The organism is Streptococcus pyogenes (assembly GCF_002055535.1).
In the GTDB taxonomy this organism is placed as follows: Bacteria; Bacillota; Bacilli; order Lactobacillales; family Streptococcaceae; genus Streptococcus; species Streptococcus pyogenes.
Window position 1 is genome coordinate 1,393,958 of sequence record NZ_LN831034.1, and the last position, 14,611, is coordinate 1,408,568.

General features: G+C 38.7%; 16 protein-coding genes, 7 tRNA genes, 2 rRNA genes and 1 pseudogene. 8 read left to right on the forward strand and 18 right to left on the reverse strand.

Features of this window, described 5'->3' with window-relative positions; all coding sequences use genetic code 11:
- Positions 1 to 9: 9 nt before the first annotated feature.
- The 7 genes from B6D67_RS07440 to B6D67_RS07470 all read right to left on the reverse strand — a co-directional run bounded on the left by B6D67_RS07440 (position 10) and on the right by B6D67_RS07470 (position 3,038).
- Positions 10 to 264 carry a hypothetical protein gene (locus tag B6D67_RS07440; RefSeq protein ID WP_011018143.1) on the reverse strand — a complete coding sequence of 85 codons (255 nt, stop codon included), beginning with the start codon at positions 262 to 264 and terminating at the stop codon, positions 10 to 12.
- Positions 245 to 598, reverse strand: a complete 354-nt coding sequence (locus tag B6D67_RS07445) for a hypothetical protein (RefSeq protein ID WP_011285579.1) — start codon at positions 596 to 598, stop codon at positions 245 to 247. The genes B6D67_RS07440 and B6D67_RS07445 overlap by 20 nt, the downstream gene beginning before the upstream one ends.
- Positions 599 to 738: 140 nt before the next feature.
- Positions 739 to 1,521, reverse strand: a complete 783-nt coding sequence (locus B6D67_RS07450) for an ATP-binding protein (RefSeq protein ID WP_011888684.1) — start codon at positions 1,519 to 1,521, stop codon at positions 739 to 741.
- Positions 1,508 to 2,269 (reverse strand): DnaD domain protein, encoded by a 762-nt coding sequence (locus B6D67_RS07455; RefSeq protein WP_014635613.1) that lies wholly within the window; start codon positions 2,267 to 2,269, stop codon positions 1,508 to 1,510. The genes B6D67_RS07450 and B6D67_RS07455 overlap by 14 nt, the downstream gene beginning before the upstream one ends.
- A 93-nt stretch (positions 2,270 to 2,362) precedes the next feature.
- Positions 2,363 to 2,500, reverse strand: coding sequence for a hypothetical protein (locus B6D67_RS07460; protein WP_011017881.1), 138 nt, complete (start codon positions 2,498 to 2,500; stop codon positions 2,363 to 2,365).
- A gap of 30 nt (positions 2,501 to 2,530) precedes the next feature.
- Positions 2,531 to 2,782: a helix-turn-helix transcriptional regulator gene (locus B6D67_RS07465; RefSeq protein WP_011888682.1), complete on the reverse strand. Its 252-nt coding sequence runs from the start codon at positions 2,780 to 2,782 to the stop codon at positions 2,531 to 2,533.
- Positions 2,783 to 2,852: 70 nt separating this feature from the next.
- A complete protein-coding gene (locus B6D67_RS07470) occupies positions 2,853 to 3,038 on the reverse strand; it encodes a helix-turn-helix domain-containing protein (RefSeq protein ID WP_011054585.1) in 186 nt (61 codons plus the stop codon).
- 166 nt (positions 3,039 to 3,204) lie between these two features.
- On the opposite strand from B6D67_RS07470, the gene B6D67_RS07475 reads away from it, so the two are divergent.
- Positions 3,205 to 3,444 carry a hypothetical protein gene (locus B6D67_RS07475; RefSeq protein WP_011284879.1) on the forward strand — a complete coding sequence of 80 codons (240 nt, stop codon included), beginning with the start codon at positions 3,205 to 3,207 and terminating at the stop codon, positions 3,442 to 3,444.
- A 97-nt stretch (positions 3,445 to 3,541) separates the two neighbouring features.
- Here the strand turns inward: B6D67_RS07475 and B6D67_RS07480 are convergent, their stop codons facing one another.
- Together B6D67_RS07480 and B6D67_RS07485 are read right to left on the reverse strand one after the other, a co-directional pair.
- Positions 3,542 to 4,261, reverse strand: coding sequence for a phage antirepressor KilAC domain-containing protein (locus B6D67_RS07480; protein WP_011888681.1), 720 nt, complete (start codon positions 4,259 to 4,261; stop codon positions 3,542 to 3,544).
- Positions 4,262 to 4,288: 27 nt separating this feature from the next.
- Positions 4,289 to 4,501 carry a DNA-binding protein gene (locus tag B6D67_RS07485; protein WP_014635614.1) on the reverse strand — a complete coding sequence of 71 codons (213 nt, stop codon included), beginning with the start codon at positions 4,499 to 4,501 and terminating at the stop codon, positions 4,289 to 4,291.
- Between the two features lie 197 nt (positions 4,502 to 4,698).
- Here B6D67_RS07485 and B6D67_RS07490 point away from each other — a divergent pair, with 197 nt between their 5' ends.
- The 7 genes and pseudogenes from B6D67_RS07490 to B6D67_RS10150 all read left to right on the forward strand — a co-directional run.
- Positions 4,699 to 5,040 carry a helix-turn-helix domain-containing protein gene (locus B6D67_RS07490; protein WP_011888679.1) on the forward strand — a complete coding sequence of 114 codons (342 nt, stop codon included), beginning with the start codon at positions 4,699 to 4,701 and terminating at the stop codon, positions 5,038 to 5,040.
- Positions 5,024 to 5,410 carry an ImmA/IrrE family metallo-endopeptidase gene (locus B6D67_RS07495; RefSeq protein ID WP_023605207.1) on the forward strand — a complete coding sequence of 129 codons (387 nt, stop codon included), beginning with the start codon at positions 5,024 to 5,026 and terminating at the stop codon, positions 5,408 to 5,410. Before B6D67_RS07490 ends, B6D67_RS07495 begins: the two co-directional genes overlap by 17 nt.
- Positions 5,411 to 5,424: 14 nt before the next feature.
- Positions 5,425 to 6,846: an SNIPE associated domain-containing protein gene (locus tag B6D67_RS07500; RefSeq protein ID WP_014635616.1), complete on the forward strand. Its 1,422-nt coding sequence runs from the start codon at positions 5,425 to 5,427 to the stop codon at positions 6,844 to 6,846.
- 181 nt (positions 6,847 to 7,027) lie between these two features.
- The gene (locus B6D67_RS07505) at positions 7,028 to 8,194 is read left to right on the forward strand and encodes a tyrosine-type recombinase/integrase (RefSeq protein ID WP_011018152.1); all 1,167 of its coding nucleotides are present in this window, start codon (positions 7,028 to 7,030) and stop codon (positions 8,192 to 8,194) included.
- 147 nt (positions 8,195 to 8,341) lie between these two features.
- Positions 8,342 to 9,118 (forward strand): recombination regulator RecX, encoded by a 777-nt coding sequence (gene recX, locus B6D67_RS07510; protein ID WP_009880741.1) that lies wholly within the window; start codon positions 8,342 to 8,344, stop codon positions 9,116 to 9,118.
- A gap of 79 nt (positions 9,119 to 9,197) precedes the next feature.
- Positions 9,198 to 9,731, forward strand: coding sequence for a nucleoside tri-diphosphate phosphatase (ntdP, locus tag B6D67_RS07515; RefSeq protein ID WP_002983693.1), 534 nt, complete (start codon positions 9,198 to 9,200; stop codon positions 9,729 to 9,731).
- Between the two features lie 474 nt (positions 9,732 to 10,205).
- A pseudogene (locus B6D67_RS10150) lies at positions 10,206 to 10,515 on the forward strand (IS110 family transposase); the annotation flags it as partial.
- Positions 10,516 to 10,810: 295 nt separating this feature from the next.
- On the opposite strand, the gene B6D67_RS07535 reads toward B6D67_RS10150, so the two are convergent.
- From B6D67_RS07535 to B6D67_RS07575, 9 genes are all read right to left on the reverse strand, one after another.
- Positions 10,811 to 10,882, reverse strand: a tRNA-Glu gene (locus B6D67_RS07535).
- Between the two features lie 22 nt (positions 10,883 to 10,904).
- A tRNA-Ile gene (locus B6D67_RS07540) sits at positions 10,905 to 10,978 on the reverse strand.
- A gap of 35 nt (positions 10,979 to 11,013) precedes the next feature.
- Positions 11,014 to 11,086, reverse strand: a tRNA-Thr gene (locus B6D67_RS07545).
- A gap of 10 nt (positions 11,087 to 11,096) precedes the next feature.
- Positions 11,097 to 11,178: transfer RNA gene (locus tag B6D67_RS07550), tRNA-Leu, on the reverse strand.
- Between the two features lie 5 nt (positions 11,179 to 11,183).
- Positions 11,184 to 11,256: transfer RNA gene (locus tag B6D67_RS07555), tRNA-Lys, on the reverse strand.
- 31 nt (positions 11,257 to 11,287) lie between these two features.
- Positions 11,288 to 11,360: transfer RNA gene (locus B6D67_RS07560), tRNA-Asp, on the reverse strand.
- Between the two features lie 17 nt (positions 11,361 to 11,377).
- Positions 11,378 to 11,450: transfer RNA gene (locus B6D67_RS07565), tRNA-Val, on the reverse strand.
- Between the two features lie 17 nt (positions 11,451 to 11,467).
- Positions 11,468 to 11,583, reverse strand: a 5S ribosomal RNA gene (gene rrf / locus B6D67_RS07570).
- Between the two features lie 85 nt (positions 11,584 to 11,668).
- Positions 11,669 to 14,571 (reverse strand): 23S ribosomal RNA (locus tag B6D67_RS07575).
- Positions 14,572 to 14,611 lie beyond the last annotated feature (40 nt).

Below are 14,611 nucleotides of genomic sequence, written 5' to 3' on the forward strand. Positions count from 1 at the left end.
TTCTGTATTTTAATCATCCAAAATGTGTTGTTTAGTGGACCACTTGCTGTCAATCTTGCGATTAACGATTAGCTCTGGCCATACATCAAATTCTGTCTCGATGTAGTCCATCAAGTCTTCGTCTGTGTAGTCTTTAAAGGTTTGATAAGTCTGTTTTAGCGTAGGTTCTTCGCTGCCTCTAAGACAGTCAATCGTAAAGATAAGCGCATCTCTAAAATTGCTATCAAAGGTTACGAGCTCACCGTTAATTCTGATTCCAACCATTTCGCACCTCGTTAGCTATTTCTACGAATTCGTTCAAGTTTCCGTTTTTTAAAATGTTTATCCGCTTTTGTTCTTTTCTAACTTGACTTTCAAGTGAGCTGATAGCTTCTGCACGCTCATCATCGTTGTCAATTAGATAGTACCCTCCGCCTTTTCGACGGCTAGAACCTATCAAATAGCCTTTCATTACCATTCCGTGGATAATGTCTCTCAAGGTTTTCGGGTCTTTGATGTCAAATGTTCGACAAATTTCCTTTGAATTAACCATCATGTTACTTCCTATCGGCAAATAACAAAATATTCTTTTTTCTAACTCATCTAGTGGCATTACCATATTAAATCTCTCCTAAAACGTGACTTTTGAGCACTCTCTCCACGCTCTCAATTCTTCAATTTTCTTTGTTCGGACATCTTCATCTAGCGCCATGATTTTTGCCGCATGTTCCTCGGATAGCCCGAAAAATGTTGTTAGTGTCAATTCCATAGCTTCATCCTTTCGTCCTCCATGCCATCAAATTCCATGATATGACTTTTGTCGCAGCCTTTTCTGATACGGGATGCAATTCTCTCTCCATAAATTTTTCTAATTTCGGCAGGTGTCAGATTGGTAGTAATGATTGTGTTTGTGCGCTTGTTAAGCAAGCTGTAAATAATGCTTGTGGACCAGTCACTAACTTTTTCGGCACCTAGATCATCTAGCACCAGATAATCGACATCTTTTAGCTTATCCATCCAAAATGCTTCCTTGCTAAAGTCTCGCTTTATCTCTGACAGTAAGTCAGTGACATTTACAAGCAAGCCTAATTTTTTCGTTTTATCAGACAATCCCCTAATGATGCTATAAGCTAAATGACTTTTGCCTCGTCCTGCTTTGCCAGTCATGATGATGTTTCCCTTACCACCACTAAACCAATCGTTAGCCATTGTCTTTGCCCAATAAAGCACCTCTTTGTGTTTAGCCGTATCAGCCCTAAAATTGTCAAATGATGCATTTTCCAACTCGTCGTCCATAATTGATAATTTTTTGAGATAGTACAGTCGCTTGTTTTCAAGTTCTCTCTCATATTGCTTTTGGACGTGCAAAGTGTTTTGATTGTCTAATTCTTCTCTGTGACAATCTGGACATACTGTCAAACCAGTCTTAAGGACTGTGATGTACCTACAACCGTGTTTTTCACAGACAGCATCTTGTTTCTTGGTGTTTTGTTGATAAGATATAGCGATTTTAGCAAGTGCATCTTCGTCACCAAGTATCATATTCGCTTACCTCTTCGTCTTTGCTATTAGTCTTAGATTTTTGCTTTAATCTAAGTTCTTGTGCAGCATCAACTTGCTCGACTGTTGTTATACCGCTGTCAATCCAGTTATTAATCACCGCTGAGACATAATTCATGTTTCTTGCACCGTTAGCAAGAGAGGTTTCGATAGCTTTTTTTAGCAAGTCATTTGAGATGTGTTCTTCTAGTAAAAATCTATTGATTTGTTGCACCTCGTAACCGTTAAATTGTCTCCCCCAAAGATTTTCAATTTCTTCTAAAAAACTAGTCCCTTTATCATCATAATAATTAGATATATTAGTATTGATAATATTAGTATTGATTGTGTGTAATTTATACACGTCTTGAAGTGTACTTTCTACACTTCCGTGGTGTAATTTATACACGTCTTGAAGTGTACTTTCTACACTTCCATTGATATATAAGCGATTAGGCTTGTTTATACCTTGCCTAACTTCTCTTAAAAGGCTTAAATCATGTAATTCTTTTTTTGCTTTTACTACGGTTTTATTTGAGCATTTAAGTAGTTCCATAAATTGCTCGTTTGTAAAGTACATATAAACCTTGCCGTCATCATCAAACCACTTATTTTCAACAGATAGTGTTCTGCGATCAAATAGCAACATGTAAATCAGTTTTGCTTTATCGCTCAGAACGTTGTACGGCTCTTTCAACAACCACTGTGGGAACTGATAAAATTGGTTGTTTTTAACTTCATCAATATGCATTATTCCTCGCTTTCTAAAATAGCCTCCATATCTTCTAAATACTGATTATCATCACCATTTGTTCGGTAGTTTCGCATGGTTATCAATATCTGATTAAGCTTGTCGTCCATACTGTTTCCTCATATAGGCATCAAATTCGGCCCACTGCTTTTCAGATGATGCTCTAAGCGTGTCGTGTTTAATCGGTTCCTGTTTTTTTGGTTTTGCAAAAATAAAATCTAATAGTTTCATGTTATTTCTCCTCGATCTCGTCCAAAAGTCTTATTTGTTATTTAGCCAAGCTATGATTTCAGCTTTTTTCCAACGGACAGCTGGCAATTCCTTTGGAAAATTTTTGTCGCGTCTGTAGTATTTGTCAAAAGTACTGGGGCTCATGTTAAGCCTCTCTGCTACTTTTTCTCTGGTCCATAATTCTGCATTGAGTTCGTCTAACTTCATTTGGACTAATTTGTTAACTGTTTTTTCAATGAATTCTTTTATCCAGTCGGACAAACTCATTAAGATATTGTCCATAGTTGCCTCCTTGTGGTATAATGAAGTAAATTAAGTTTGTTTTGAGTCCGATTCCCGTCGGACTTTTTTGTTATCTAAATTCGTCTAAGCTGACACCTAAGACATCGGCGATTTTAACGACATCATCAAATTTCAATGATTTTTTTCTTCCTTTCTTTAGATCAATCAAGCAATTTTGGTTCAATCCAGCCTTTTGTGACAGTTCATATTTGGTCATTTTTTTCTCAATTAATAGAGCTTCGATTTTACCCCACATAATTCCTCCTAAGCACAACATGTAGTTGTTGATAACTTTTTATATACAATATATTGATTTTTCAATATAGTCTTGATATAATATTCGTATGATTCAACAAGATCTCTCGAGAGACCTCTACTCTTCTAATCTTGTTTAGTCAAATAAGCAAGAAAGGAGATTAATTATGGATACAAAAGAATTTATGAAAGTTGTCTCAAAACATATCAACCAAAATTTCAATGTTGACAACCAATTAGTTGAATTTGTCGTTGCGGAACTTAATCAAATGAATGCACCTATTACACAAAAGCAAGCTCAGCATATCGTTAATATTTTGGAGTATGTTTCTAAGTCAACCTCTAAATCTACTATCGCAGCTATGACAAATGCATTGTTAGAGCTTGGCGTACTTAAGGGAGATTGATGCAATCAACTTTACCGGTTTTTATCAGTTCAGGGTCTATCTTATGATAGGCTCTCTTTTTCTCTCCGCTATACGGATATCGTTTTGGTCTCATGCTCTACCCCACTTTCTCATTTAAAAATTTATTAATAAAATACTGCTGGCCTTTACCTGTCATCTTGGTAGTTTTGCTGATACGGATACTGCCATTTGGCTCCTGGTGCGTCCGTTCCTTGACTTCGAACAGCTTCATGTCCATGCTTCGTTGTGTCGGCATGTTGTAGCTCTCGCCATTTTTACGAATCAGGAAGCCATTCTCACGCAACCAAGCGAATAAGCGATTTTGACCGATGTTATAACCATTCTGACGTAAGATTTTAGCAAAATCACCAATCAAGATAGATGTCTCACTAGCCTCAACCGCATCAGCAAATAGCACCTTTGGACGGTCTGCCTCGATTTGTGCTTCCAGCTTGTGCACTTTCTTATCAGCCATCAGCAACGCCCTTGCCATGATTTTCTCAGGACTGTTGAAGTCTTTTTCAACCTGGATGAAGTATTTACGGACTTCTTTGCCTTTGTCAGTCTTGGATACCATTGCCAAATTTTTGGCAGCATCAAGTGAGAGAACGTAGTCTTGGATTTCTCTGACAGCCCCATTATTTACAACCGTAGTTCCAACTACACTTGTAAAATCATATCCTTCTTCAAGAATTTTAAAGTTTTGTTTTACCCACTCACTAAAACGAGTTTTGACTTTTAATTCTTTATGTAAGTCTCTTGCACTTACTACTGGTTCTTGATTTTCGTTTAGTGTTACGTTAATTAGATGATTCATAATTTCCTTTCTACGAATTTTCGTATATCATCCGACAGATGATTCTTTACGCTCTTTAAAAAGATAGACGATATCAAATTCTGGAAAAAAAGTTTGTTGAACTTTCAATGCTTCACCAAATTTAAAATCAGAGTCACCGTTAATTTTTTCTCGAACTGTTTGAGATTTCAACCGTAAACAGTCGGCAATATCAACCAATGAAACACCTTTTTCTTTTCGAATGTGTTCGATGTTTTTCATATCATTCCTTTCCAATACGATTTTTCGTATATTATTTTATTTTAAAAAGCTGTCGTTTCCTTAAGCTTGATTTAATTATATATGATTTTTCGTATATAGTCAACAGTTTTTTTAAATTTTTTGTTATTTTTTTGTCTTGAAATATGATTTTTCGTATGTTATTATATAGTAGAAAAAGAAAAAAGGAAATTAAAAAAATGGATGAAAAAGATTTAAAGAGGATTATCGAAAGTAGATATAATAGCGTTAGGGCTTTTGCTATTGAAAATGATATCCCATACACAACAATGCGCTCCATTTTAGAGCGCGGTGTGATGAATGCAAAAGCAGAAACTATTTTTAAAATATGTGATATTCTTGGAATTAACCCAGAAAGTTTTGCTGAAGAAAAAACTGATTGGCAGGCCACTATTGACCTATCCAATCTACGCGAAAAGGTTGTGATGTTCGACGGCAAACCTTTGTCTGACAAAGACGTAGAGAAAATTGAAGCTATTATTAAAATATCTTTAGGAGTAGGGAATGGTGAAGATAAATGAGATGCTTAGTAAGTACAACATAAAGTTATTCGAGTTTCCCGACACAATGTGGAAAAGGTCAGGGTTTTACTATCCTGACCTTAGGATAATTTATGTCAATCAAAATCTATCACAAATAGAAAAAGAAAAAGTTATTTTACATGAGCTGGGCCATATCGAACACGATCCTAAGCAATATCAAAGATTGCTACTAAAATATGAAAATCAAGCCGATAGATTTATGATTAGGGAATTGATCAAAAATTACTTGTCATCCCACGATGTCGTTGATTTTAATTGGTTACAGTTTGCTACGACATATCAAATATCGACAACGTGGGGGCAAAAGATGATACAAGACGAATTTTATAAGATCGTATCAGGTAGTTAAGAAAGGATTTGAAAATGAAGAAATCAGATGGATTGCCGTTTTATTTTAGGTTTTGGTTTATTCTAATTATAATTTTATTGTACCCCTTCACGTATGGTATTTCAATCTTGTTTGGACTGGGGTTATTTTTACAAAGGCAAAAAACGTATCCCAATCTAACACCTTCACAACAGAAAAAATGGAATGAGATAAAAGAGAGCGAAATTGAAGCCTCTGCTATCAAAAACGATGCATACGAGAGAGCAGCAGAAATAAAAAACGAAGCTAGTAAGATAGCTATAAAAACTGAAGAGGAGGCTGTAAAAAAATTCAATACATTAGTATCGAGCGGAGAAGCAAAGAAACAAAACCTAGAAAATGATATAAAGTCGCTAAGTTCTCAAAAAAAAGAAATAGAGTTTTTTATAGAGGAAAACAGCGACAAATCTTTGCTATCTCAGACAACTGTTGATTTTACAGACAATGTCACTTCTAATGAAATCAAAAATGAACTTTCTATTGTGCAGTTAAACGAAAAGGAATTAATAAAGCTTGGCATTGCCGTAAATAGTCTCGGAGCCACAACGAAAGTCAATATAGCCAAACAGTCTAAACAACTGCTACGTGCTTTTAATGCAGAATCTGATTATTATTTATCAAATATAACGATAAAAAATGTAGATACATACAGAAATAAACTCGCTAAAACATTTGAAACACTAAACAAGCTATTTGAAATTGATGGTGTAAAAATCAGCAAAGAATTACTTACATCAAAATTAAAACAACTTGACATATTATACAAATACCAAAAGCAGATTGAAATTGAAAAAGAATTGCTAAAAGCACAAAAAGAAGAAATTAGAGAGCAGCAAAAAGCCGAAAAAGAGATCCAACAAGCCAAAGCTAAACTCGAGAAAGAGGAAAGACAATTCAATAACGAAATGTCTAAACTGCTCAAATATCTAAATGGCGCTCAAAACGAAATTGAACAACAAATCTATGCAGATAAAATTAAAGAGCTTGAAGATAAAATCAAGGAGCTTGAAAAAGATAAAGAGGATGTGCTTAAGCGTGAATCTAACACCCGAGCAGGTTATGTTTATATCATCTCTAATATTGGATCGTTTGGGGAAAATGTATATAAAATCGGCATGACTAGACGGTTAGAGCCGATGGATAGAATCAACGAACTTAGCAGCGCTTCTGTTCCTTTTCCATTTGACGTCCATGCTTTAATTTTTAGTGAAGATGCACCAGCACTCGAAAGCACACTCCACAACTACTTCCGGAATAAAGAAGTTAATAAAGTTAATCCACGGAAAGAATTCTTTAAGGTAGATCTTCAAGAAATTAAGGAAGTTGTTCTTAAAGAACATAATAATACTGTACATTTTACAGATTTAGCTGTTGCAGAACAATACTATGAGTCAATTAAAAAAGATGTAGTCATTTAAGAATAAAAAAAACCCACGCTCTCAAAGTTTGGCGACTCTGAGCGTGAGGCAATATGCAATCAATAAGAAACAAGCATTAAATGGCTCGTTTTCTTGTACCTAATTATACCATTTTTAGGAGGTGATGCCAATATCCTTTCAACTGATCTCGTCCAAAAGTCAAAAAAGAAAGGATTTAAGAATGAAATACAATAAAACAAAATACCCAAACATATTTTGGTACATTACCTTGAAAGGTAAGCGATACTATATCCGTAGAGGCTATTACTTGAACGGAGAAAAAAAGGAGGCCACTGAAAGTGGCATAAAAACGATACAAGAAGCTCGTTTGTTGCTAGCTGAAATTGAGCGAAAAATAGAAAACAATGAATTTGCTTATAATAAAAATTTGACTGTTGATGAATACTGGGATATATACGTTGATAATAGATTAAAAGCTGGAGTGTGGTCTCCTGACACATACGTTGAGCGCACTAATATCTTTAAAAATCACATCAGCCCAAAGTTTGGCAATAAAAAAATGAATGCTATAAACCGTATAGAATACGAAAACTACATTAACAATCTGCTCAATACCAACTCAAGAAGTACAGTAAAGCACATATATGATGTTTTTAGTATTATGTTAAATCATGCTGTCAAAAATAAAATGCTAGACGATAATATCATCAAATTTATTGACATTGGCGATAGCGAAATAAAACCTATCAACAAACGTAGATCAATGCAAGAATTTAAAGCTTGGGATAAAGTTGCCAGAAAAATGCTTGATGATTATGACTACGCAATGGTTAGGATAACATATCTTGGATTGCGTAGAAGCGAGGTAGCTGGCATAAAATTAGGGAATATAACTTTTAATGATAAAGATTGTGCGGTCGTAAAGATAGACGAATCAAGGACAAGAGGTAGAAAAGATGGCGGAGGCCTAAAGACAGCTTATTCGGAACGATATGTGTATTTAGATTTTGAGACATCACAACTGCTAAAAAAAGCTATTGATACTTCTATCAAAATAGCCGTGTGTAACGATCGCATCTTAAATAAGGCTGATTTCCTATTTTTAGGAGACGACGAAAAAGTAAAGCCATCTTTTGTAGGAAAACCAATCGGTAGCCATTACATCTACTGCTTATTTAAAAAAATTAATAAAAATTGCGACGTTCATTTTACTCCGCACATGATGAGGCACTTTTTTGCTACACAGGGCCAAATAGCCGGTGTCCCAATCGAGCATATGGCAGCGGCTTTAGGTCATTCAAATAATTACATGACTAGCCAATACACCCACATAAAAGACGAGGTAGGGGAAAATGTCACAGCAGCTTTTATGGGCAGCATAAAATAAAAATTCCCCGACATAGTCCCCGACAAAATATTACTTTTTATGATTTTTGTTACTTTTTATGGCTAAACAAAAAAACTAAAACGCTGTAATATCAATGTTTTAAAACAATTTGCTTGTATATAAATTTTAAAATACTATAATCAAAGTATGAAAATCACTAAAATTGAAAAGAAAAAACGCCTCTACCTTATCGAATTGGATAATGACGAATCCCTTTATGTAACAGAAGATACTATTGTTCGGTTTATGTTGAGTAAAGATAAAGTCCTTGACAATGATCAGCTTGAAGACATGAAACATTTTGCCCAACTGTCCTACGGCAAAAATTTAGCCCTTTATTTTCTTTCCTTTCAACAACGCAGCAACAAGCAAGTTGCTGATTACCTGCGCAAGCATGAGATTGAAGAACACATTATTGCTGACATCATCACTCAACTCCAAGAAGAACAATGGATAGACGACACCAAATTGGCTGATACCTACATTCGCCAAAATCAGTTAAATGGTGATAAAGGTCCCCAAGTCTTAAAACAAAAATTATTACAAAAAGGCATTGCAAGTCATGACATTGATCCTATCTTATCTCAAACTGACTTTAGCCAACTCGCTCAAAAAGTAAGCCAAAAACTCTTTGACAAATATCAAGAAAAATTGCCACCAAAAGCCTTGAAAGATAAAATCACCCAAGCATTACTGACCAAAGGCTTTTCATACGATCTAGCTAAACATAGCCTCAATCACCTTAATTTTGACCAAGATAATCAAGAAATAGAAGATCTTCTTGACAAAGAATTAGACAAACAATATCGTAAACTCAGTCGCAAATATGATGGTTATACCTTAAAGCAAAAGCTCTATCAGGCTCTCTACCGAAAAGGCTACAACAGCGACGACATTAATTGCAAGTTAAGAAATTATTTATAGACTGACAAAAGAAGTGATTTTTTCACACATTTATGATAGACTATAGAGGATAAGTTTAATTGTAGAAAGTTGGTAAGGCATGAAATTACCTAAAGAAGGCGACTTTATTACAATTCAAAGTTATAAGCATGATGGTAGTTTGCACCGTACTTGGCGCGATACTATGGTACTAAAAACAACTGAAAATGCCCTCATTGGAGTTAATGATCACACTCTTGTCACAGAAAGTGACGGTAGACGATGGGTGACCCGCGAACCTGCAATCGTTTACTTTCATAAAAAATACTGGTTTAACATTATAGCCATGATTCGAGATAATGGCGTCTCTTATTACTGTAACTTAGCTAGTCCATACATGATGGACACTGAGGCCCTTAAATACATTGATTACGATTTAGATGTCAAAGTCTTTGCGGATGGTGAAAAGAGATTACTTGATGTTGATGAATACGAGATTCATAAAAAAGAGATGCAGTATTCAGCCGATATGGACTTTATCCTAAAAGAAAATGTCAAAATATTGGTTGATTGGATTAATCATGAAAAAGGACCATTTTCCAAGGCCTATATCACTATTTGGTACAAACGTTATCTTGAACTGAAGAATCGTTAAGAGTTGTCCAGCACTCCCAAGGAGTGCTCAGAACGCAGACAAACTCAGTTTTAGGCTCAAAAAGCATGAACAGCTCTGCTGATTTGACATCCAATTTCCTATTTCTGCGTGTGGAGTGAGCCAAAACAGATGTTTTTCGTTGTGGTAAAAGTGGCGTCAATGTTAATGTTGACGCCACTTGGCATTTTTGAGCCTAGGATCTCAAAAATAAGGCATGGAATTCCAAAGAAAGTCGCTGCCTTAAGCACTACCTAAGGAAAGTATCAAAAAATACTAAGTTTAGTAGCGAGGAAATCTCCGACGAAAGAGAGTACTCACTACTTTTTCTTTGCGTTAAAGTAGAAGTGTCTTGTTAAGTCGCAAAGTCTTTTGGCACTTGATGTTGTAACCAAAACTGACAAGACACCTCTTTTAGGTAGAATTTTATCAAAGTATGTAGGACGCTTGACGTCGTGTATTGAAAATGAAACCACTAAAATAAGGAATCATTCAAGACAAAACGATACCATCGGCCTCAATCATCTTCTTGGAAACTTGAAAACCGTCCATAACCCTGAGATTATCCTTAAAACGATTAATGTCTATTCTCGTCGTCTTCAGGTTTTTTCGCAGATAATGGCTACGCTTATACTCGGTTTAATCCTTTAGAAACTAAGAAGCAATTGAATAGCCTGCACGTTCGTAAAACAGACAAAAATGACACTGAGAAGAAGTCTAATAAAATCTGACAGAAGATATTGTGGGAGTTAAGAATCGTCTGCATAAACTTTTCCAAGTCACCTTTTGTCTTACTATAACTGCTAAAATTACCATTAAAACCACATTAAGATCTCCATACCATCCATTACTATCCATTAATTAAACAATTTCTTTTATAATGGGATTTGTAATATATGCATACAACCTACAACAACACATGACTTGAGAGCATTGTAAAGTGTCTTTTAAACCCCAATCTGCAATTAAAAATAAACAATAAAAAGCTTAAATTTGTTATACAACAAATTTAAGCTTTTTATCATTAAAATACAATCAACCAAGTTAGTTCGATTACTTTAACCAAAGTTACTAAATAGCTATAGTCCGTACGGGATTCGAACCCGTGTTACCGCCGTGAAAAGGCGGTGTCTTAACCCCTTGACCAACGGACCATAATAATATAATTATAGATAATGGGCACGAGTGGACTCGAACCACCGACCTCACGCTTATCAGGCGTGCACTCTAACCACCTGAGCTACGCGCCCAAGCTAATAGCTTGGAAAAATTATTACTATTGGTATGCCGGCTACATGACTTGAACACGCGACCCTCTGATTACAAATCAGATGCTCTACCAACTGAGCTAAGCCGGCTAATCTTTTATGCGGGTTAAGGGACTTGAACCCCCACGCCGTTAAGCGCCAGATCCTAAATCTGGTGCGTCTGCCAATTCCGCCAAACCCGCTTTTATGACCCGTACTGGGCTCGAACCAGTGACCCATTGATTAAAAGTCAATTGCTCTACCAACTGAGCTAACGAGTCTTTCCTTCAAAAAATATGACTACTCTTTGAACGGTCCCGACGGGAATCGAACCCGCGATCTTCGCCGTGACAGGGCGACGTGATAACCGCTACACTACGGGACCTGTATTTTCCAATACTATGGGAGTTAACGGGATCGAACCGCTGACCCTCTGCTTGTAAGGCAGATGCTCTCCCAGCTGAGCTAAACTCCCATTGAGTGTGTCATTAAGCTAAGCGACTACCTTATCTCACAGGGGGCAACCCCCAACTACATCAGGCGTTCTAGGGCTTAACTGCTGTGTTCGGCATGGGTACAGGTGTATCTCCTAGGCTATCGTCACTTAACTTGTAAATGTGCTATTTTCATAACCCACTCAAAATTGAATATCTATAGTCTAACAAGAATCCGTAACGTTGTCAATATTTCTTTTTGGATAAGTCCTCGAGCTATTAGTATTAGTCCGCTACATGTATCGCTACACTTACACTCCTAACCTATCTACCTGATCATCTCTCAGGGCTCTTACTGATATAAAATCATGGGAAATCTCATCTTGAGGGGGGCTTCGCACTTAGATGCTTTCAGCGCTTATCCCTTCCCTACATAGCTACCCAGCGATGCCTTTGGCAAGACAACTGGTACACCAGCGGTAAGTCCACTCTGGTCCTCTCGTACTAGGAGCAGATCCTCTCAAATTTCCTACGCCCGCGACGGATAGGGACCGAACTGTCTCACGACGTTCTGAACCCAGCTCGCGTGCCGCTTTAATGGGCGAACAGCCCAACCCTTGGGACCGACTACAGCCCCAGGATGCGACGAGCCGACATCGAGGTGCCAAACCTCCCCGTCGATGTGAACTCTTGGGGGAGATAAGCCTGTTATCCCCAGGGTAGCTTTTATCCGTTGAGCGATGGCCCTTCCATTCGGTACCACCGGATCACTAAGCCCGACTTTCGTCCCTGCTCGAGTTGTAGCTCTCGCAGTCAAGCTCCCTTATACCTTTACACTCTGCGATTGATTTCCAACCAATCTGAGGGAACCTTTGGGCGCCTCCGTTACTCTTTAGGAGGCGACCGCCCCAGTCAAACTGCCCGTCAGACACTGTCTCCGATAGGGATAACCTATCTGGGTTAGAGTAGCCATAACACAAGGGTAGTATCCCAACAACGCCTCATTCGAAACTGGCGTCCCGAAGTCAATGGCTCCTACCTATCCTGTACATGTGGTACAGATACTCAATATCAAACTGCAGTAAAGCTCCATGGGGTCTTTCCGTCCTGTCGCGGGTAACCTGCATCTTCACAGGTACTAAAATTTCACCGAGTCTCTCGTTGAGACAGTGCCCAAATCATTACGCCTTTCGTGCGGGTCGGAACTTACCCGACAAGGAATTTCGCTACCTTAGGACCGTTATAGTTACGGCCGCCGTTTACTGGGGCTTCAATTCAGATCTTCGCTTGCGCTAAACCCTCCTCTTAACCTTCCAGCACCGGGCAGGCGTCACCCCCTATACATCATCTTACGATTTAGCAGAGAGCTGTGTTTTTGATAAACAGTTGCTTGGGCCTATTCACTGCGGCTGACCTAAGTCAGCACCCCTTCTCCCGAAGTTACGGGGTCATTTTGCCGAGTTCCTTAACGAGAGTTCTCTCGATCACCTGAGGCTACTCGCCTCGACTACCTGTGTCGGTTTGCGGTACGGGTAGAGTATCATTAAACGCTAGAAGCTTTTCTTGGCAGTGTGACATCACTAACTTCGCTACTAAAATTCGCTCCCCATCACAGCTCAATGTTATAAAGATAAGCATTTGACTCATCTTACACCTCACTGCTTAGCCGGACTCTTCCAATCGTCCGGTTTAGTTAGCCTACTGCGTCCCTCCATCACTATATACTCTAGTACAGGAATATCAACCTGTTGGCCATCGGATACACCTTTCGGTCTCTCCTTAGGTCCCGACTAACCCAGGGCGGACGAGCCTTCCCCTGGAAACCTTAGTCTTACGGTGGACAGGATTCTCACCTGTCTTTCGCTACTCATACCGGCATTCTCACTTCTATGCGTTCCAGCGCTCCTCACGGTACACCTTCTTCACACATAGAACGCTCTCCTACCATGACACTTTTGTGTCATCCACAGCTTCGGTAAACTGTTTTAGCCCCGGTACATTTTCGGCGCAGGGTCACTCGACTAGTGAGCTATTACGCACTCTTTGAATGAATAGCTGCTTCTAAGCTAACATCCTAGTTGTCTGTGCAACCCCACATCCTTTTCCACTTAACAGTTATTTTGGGACCTTAGCTGGTGGTCTGGGCTGTTTCCCTTTCGACTACGGATCTTAGCACTCGCAGTCTGACTGCCGATGATATCTCGTTGGCATTCGGAGTTTATCTGAGATTGGTAATCCGAGATGGACCCCTCACCCAAACAGTGCTCTACCTCCAAGAGACTTAACATCGACGCTAGCCCTAAAGCTATTTCGGAGAGAACCAGCTATCTCCAAGTTCGTTTGGAATTTCTCCGCTACCCACAAGTCATCCAAGCACTTTTCAACGTGCCCTGGTTCGGTCCTCCAGTGAGTTTTACCTCACCTTCAACCTGCTCATGGGTAGGTCACATGGTTTCGGGTCTACAACATGATACTAAATCGCCCTATTAAGACTCGGTTTCCCTACGGCTCCGTCTCTTCAACTTAACCTCGCATCATATCGTAACTCGCCGGTTCATTCTACAAAAGGCACGCTCTCACCCATTAACGGGCTCGAACTTGTTGTAGGCACACGGTTTCAGGTTCTATTTCACTCCCCTCCCGGGGTGCTTTTCACCTTTCCCTCACGGTACTGGTTCACTATCGGTCACTAGAGAGTATTTAGGGTTGGGAGATGGTCCTCCCAGATTCCAACGAGATTTCACGTGTCTCGCCGTACTCAGGATACTGCTAGGGCTCAAAAGAATTTTAAATACGAGGCTTTTACTCTCTTTGGCTTACCTTCCCAGGTAATTCTTCTATCCTTTTAAAGTCCCACGTCGCAGTCCTACAACCCCGAAGTGTAAACACTTCGGTTTGCCCTCCTGCCGTTTCGCTCGCCGCTACTAAGGCAATCGCGTTTGCTTTCTCTTCCTGCAGCTACTTAGATGTTTCAGTTCACTGCGTCTTCCTTCTCATAACCTTAACAGTTATGGATACTAACCATTAGTTAGTGGGTTCCCCCATTCGGACATCTCTGGATCAGCGCTTACTTACAGCTCCCCAAAGCATTTCGTCGTTTGTCACGTCCTTCTTCGGCTTCTAGTGCCAAGGCATCCACCGTGCGCCCTTATTAACTTAACCTTATTAACCTAGTTTTTTTAAACTAGAAAACTTATTAAAT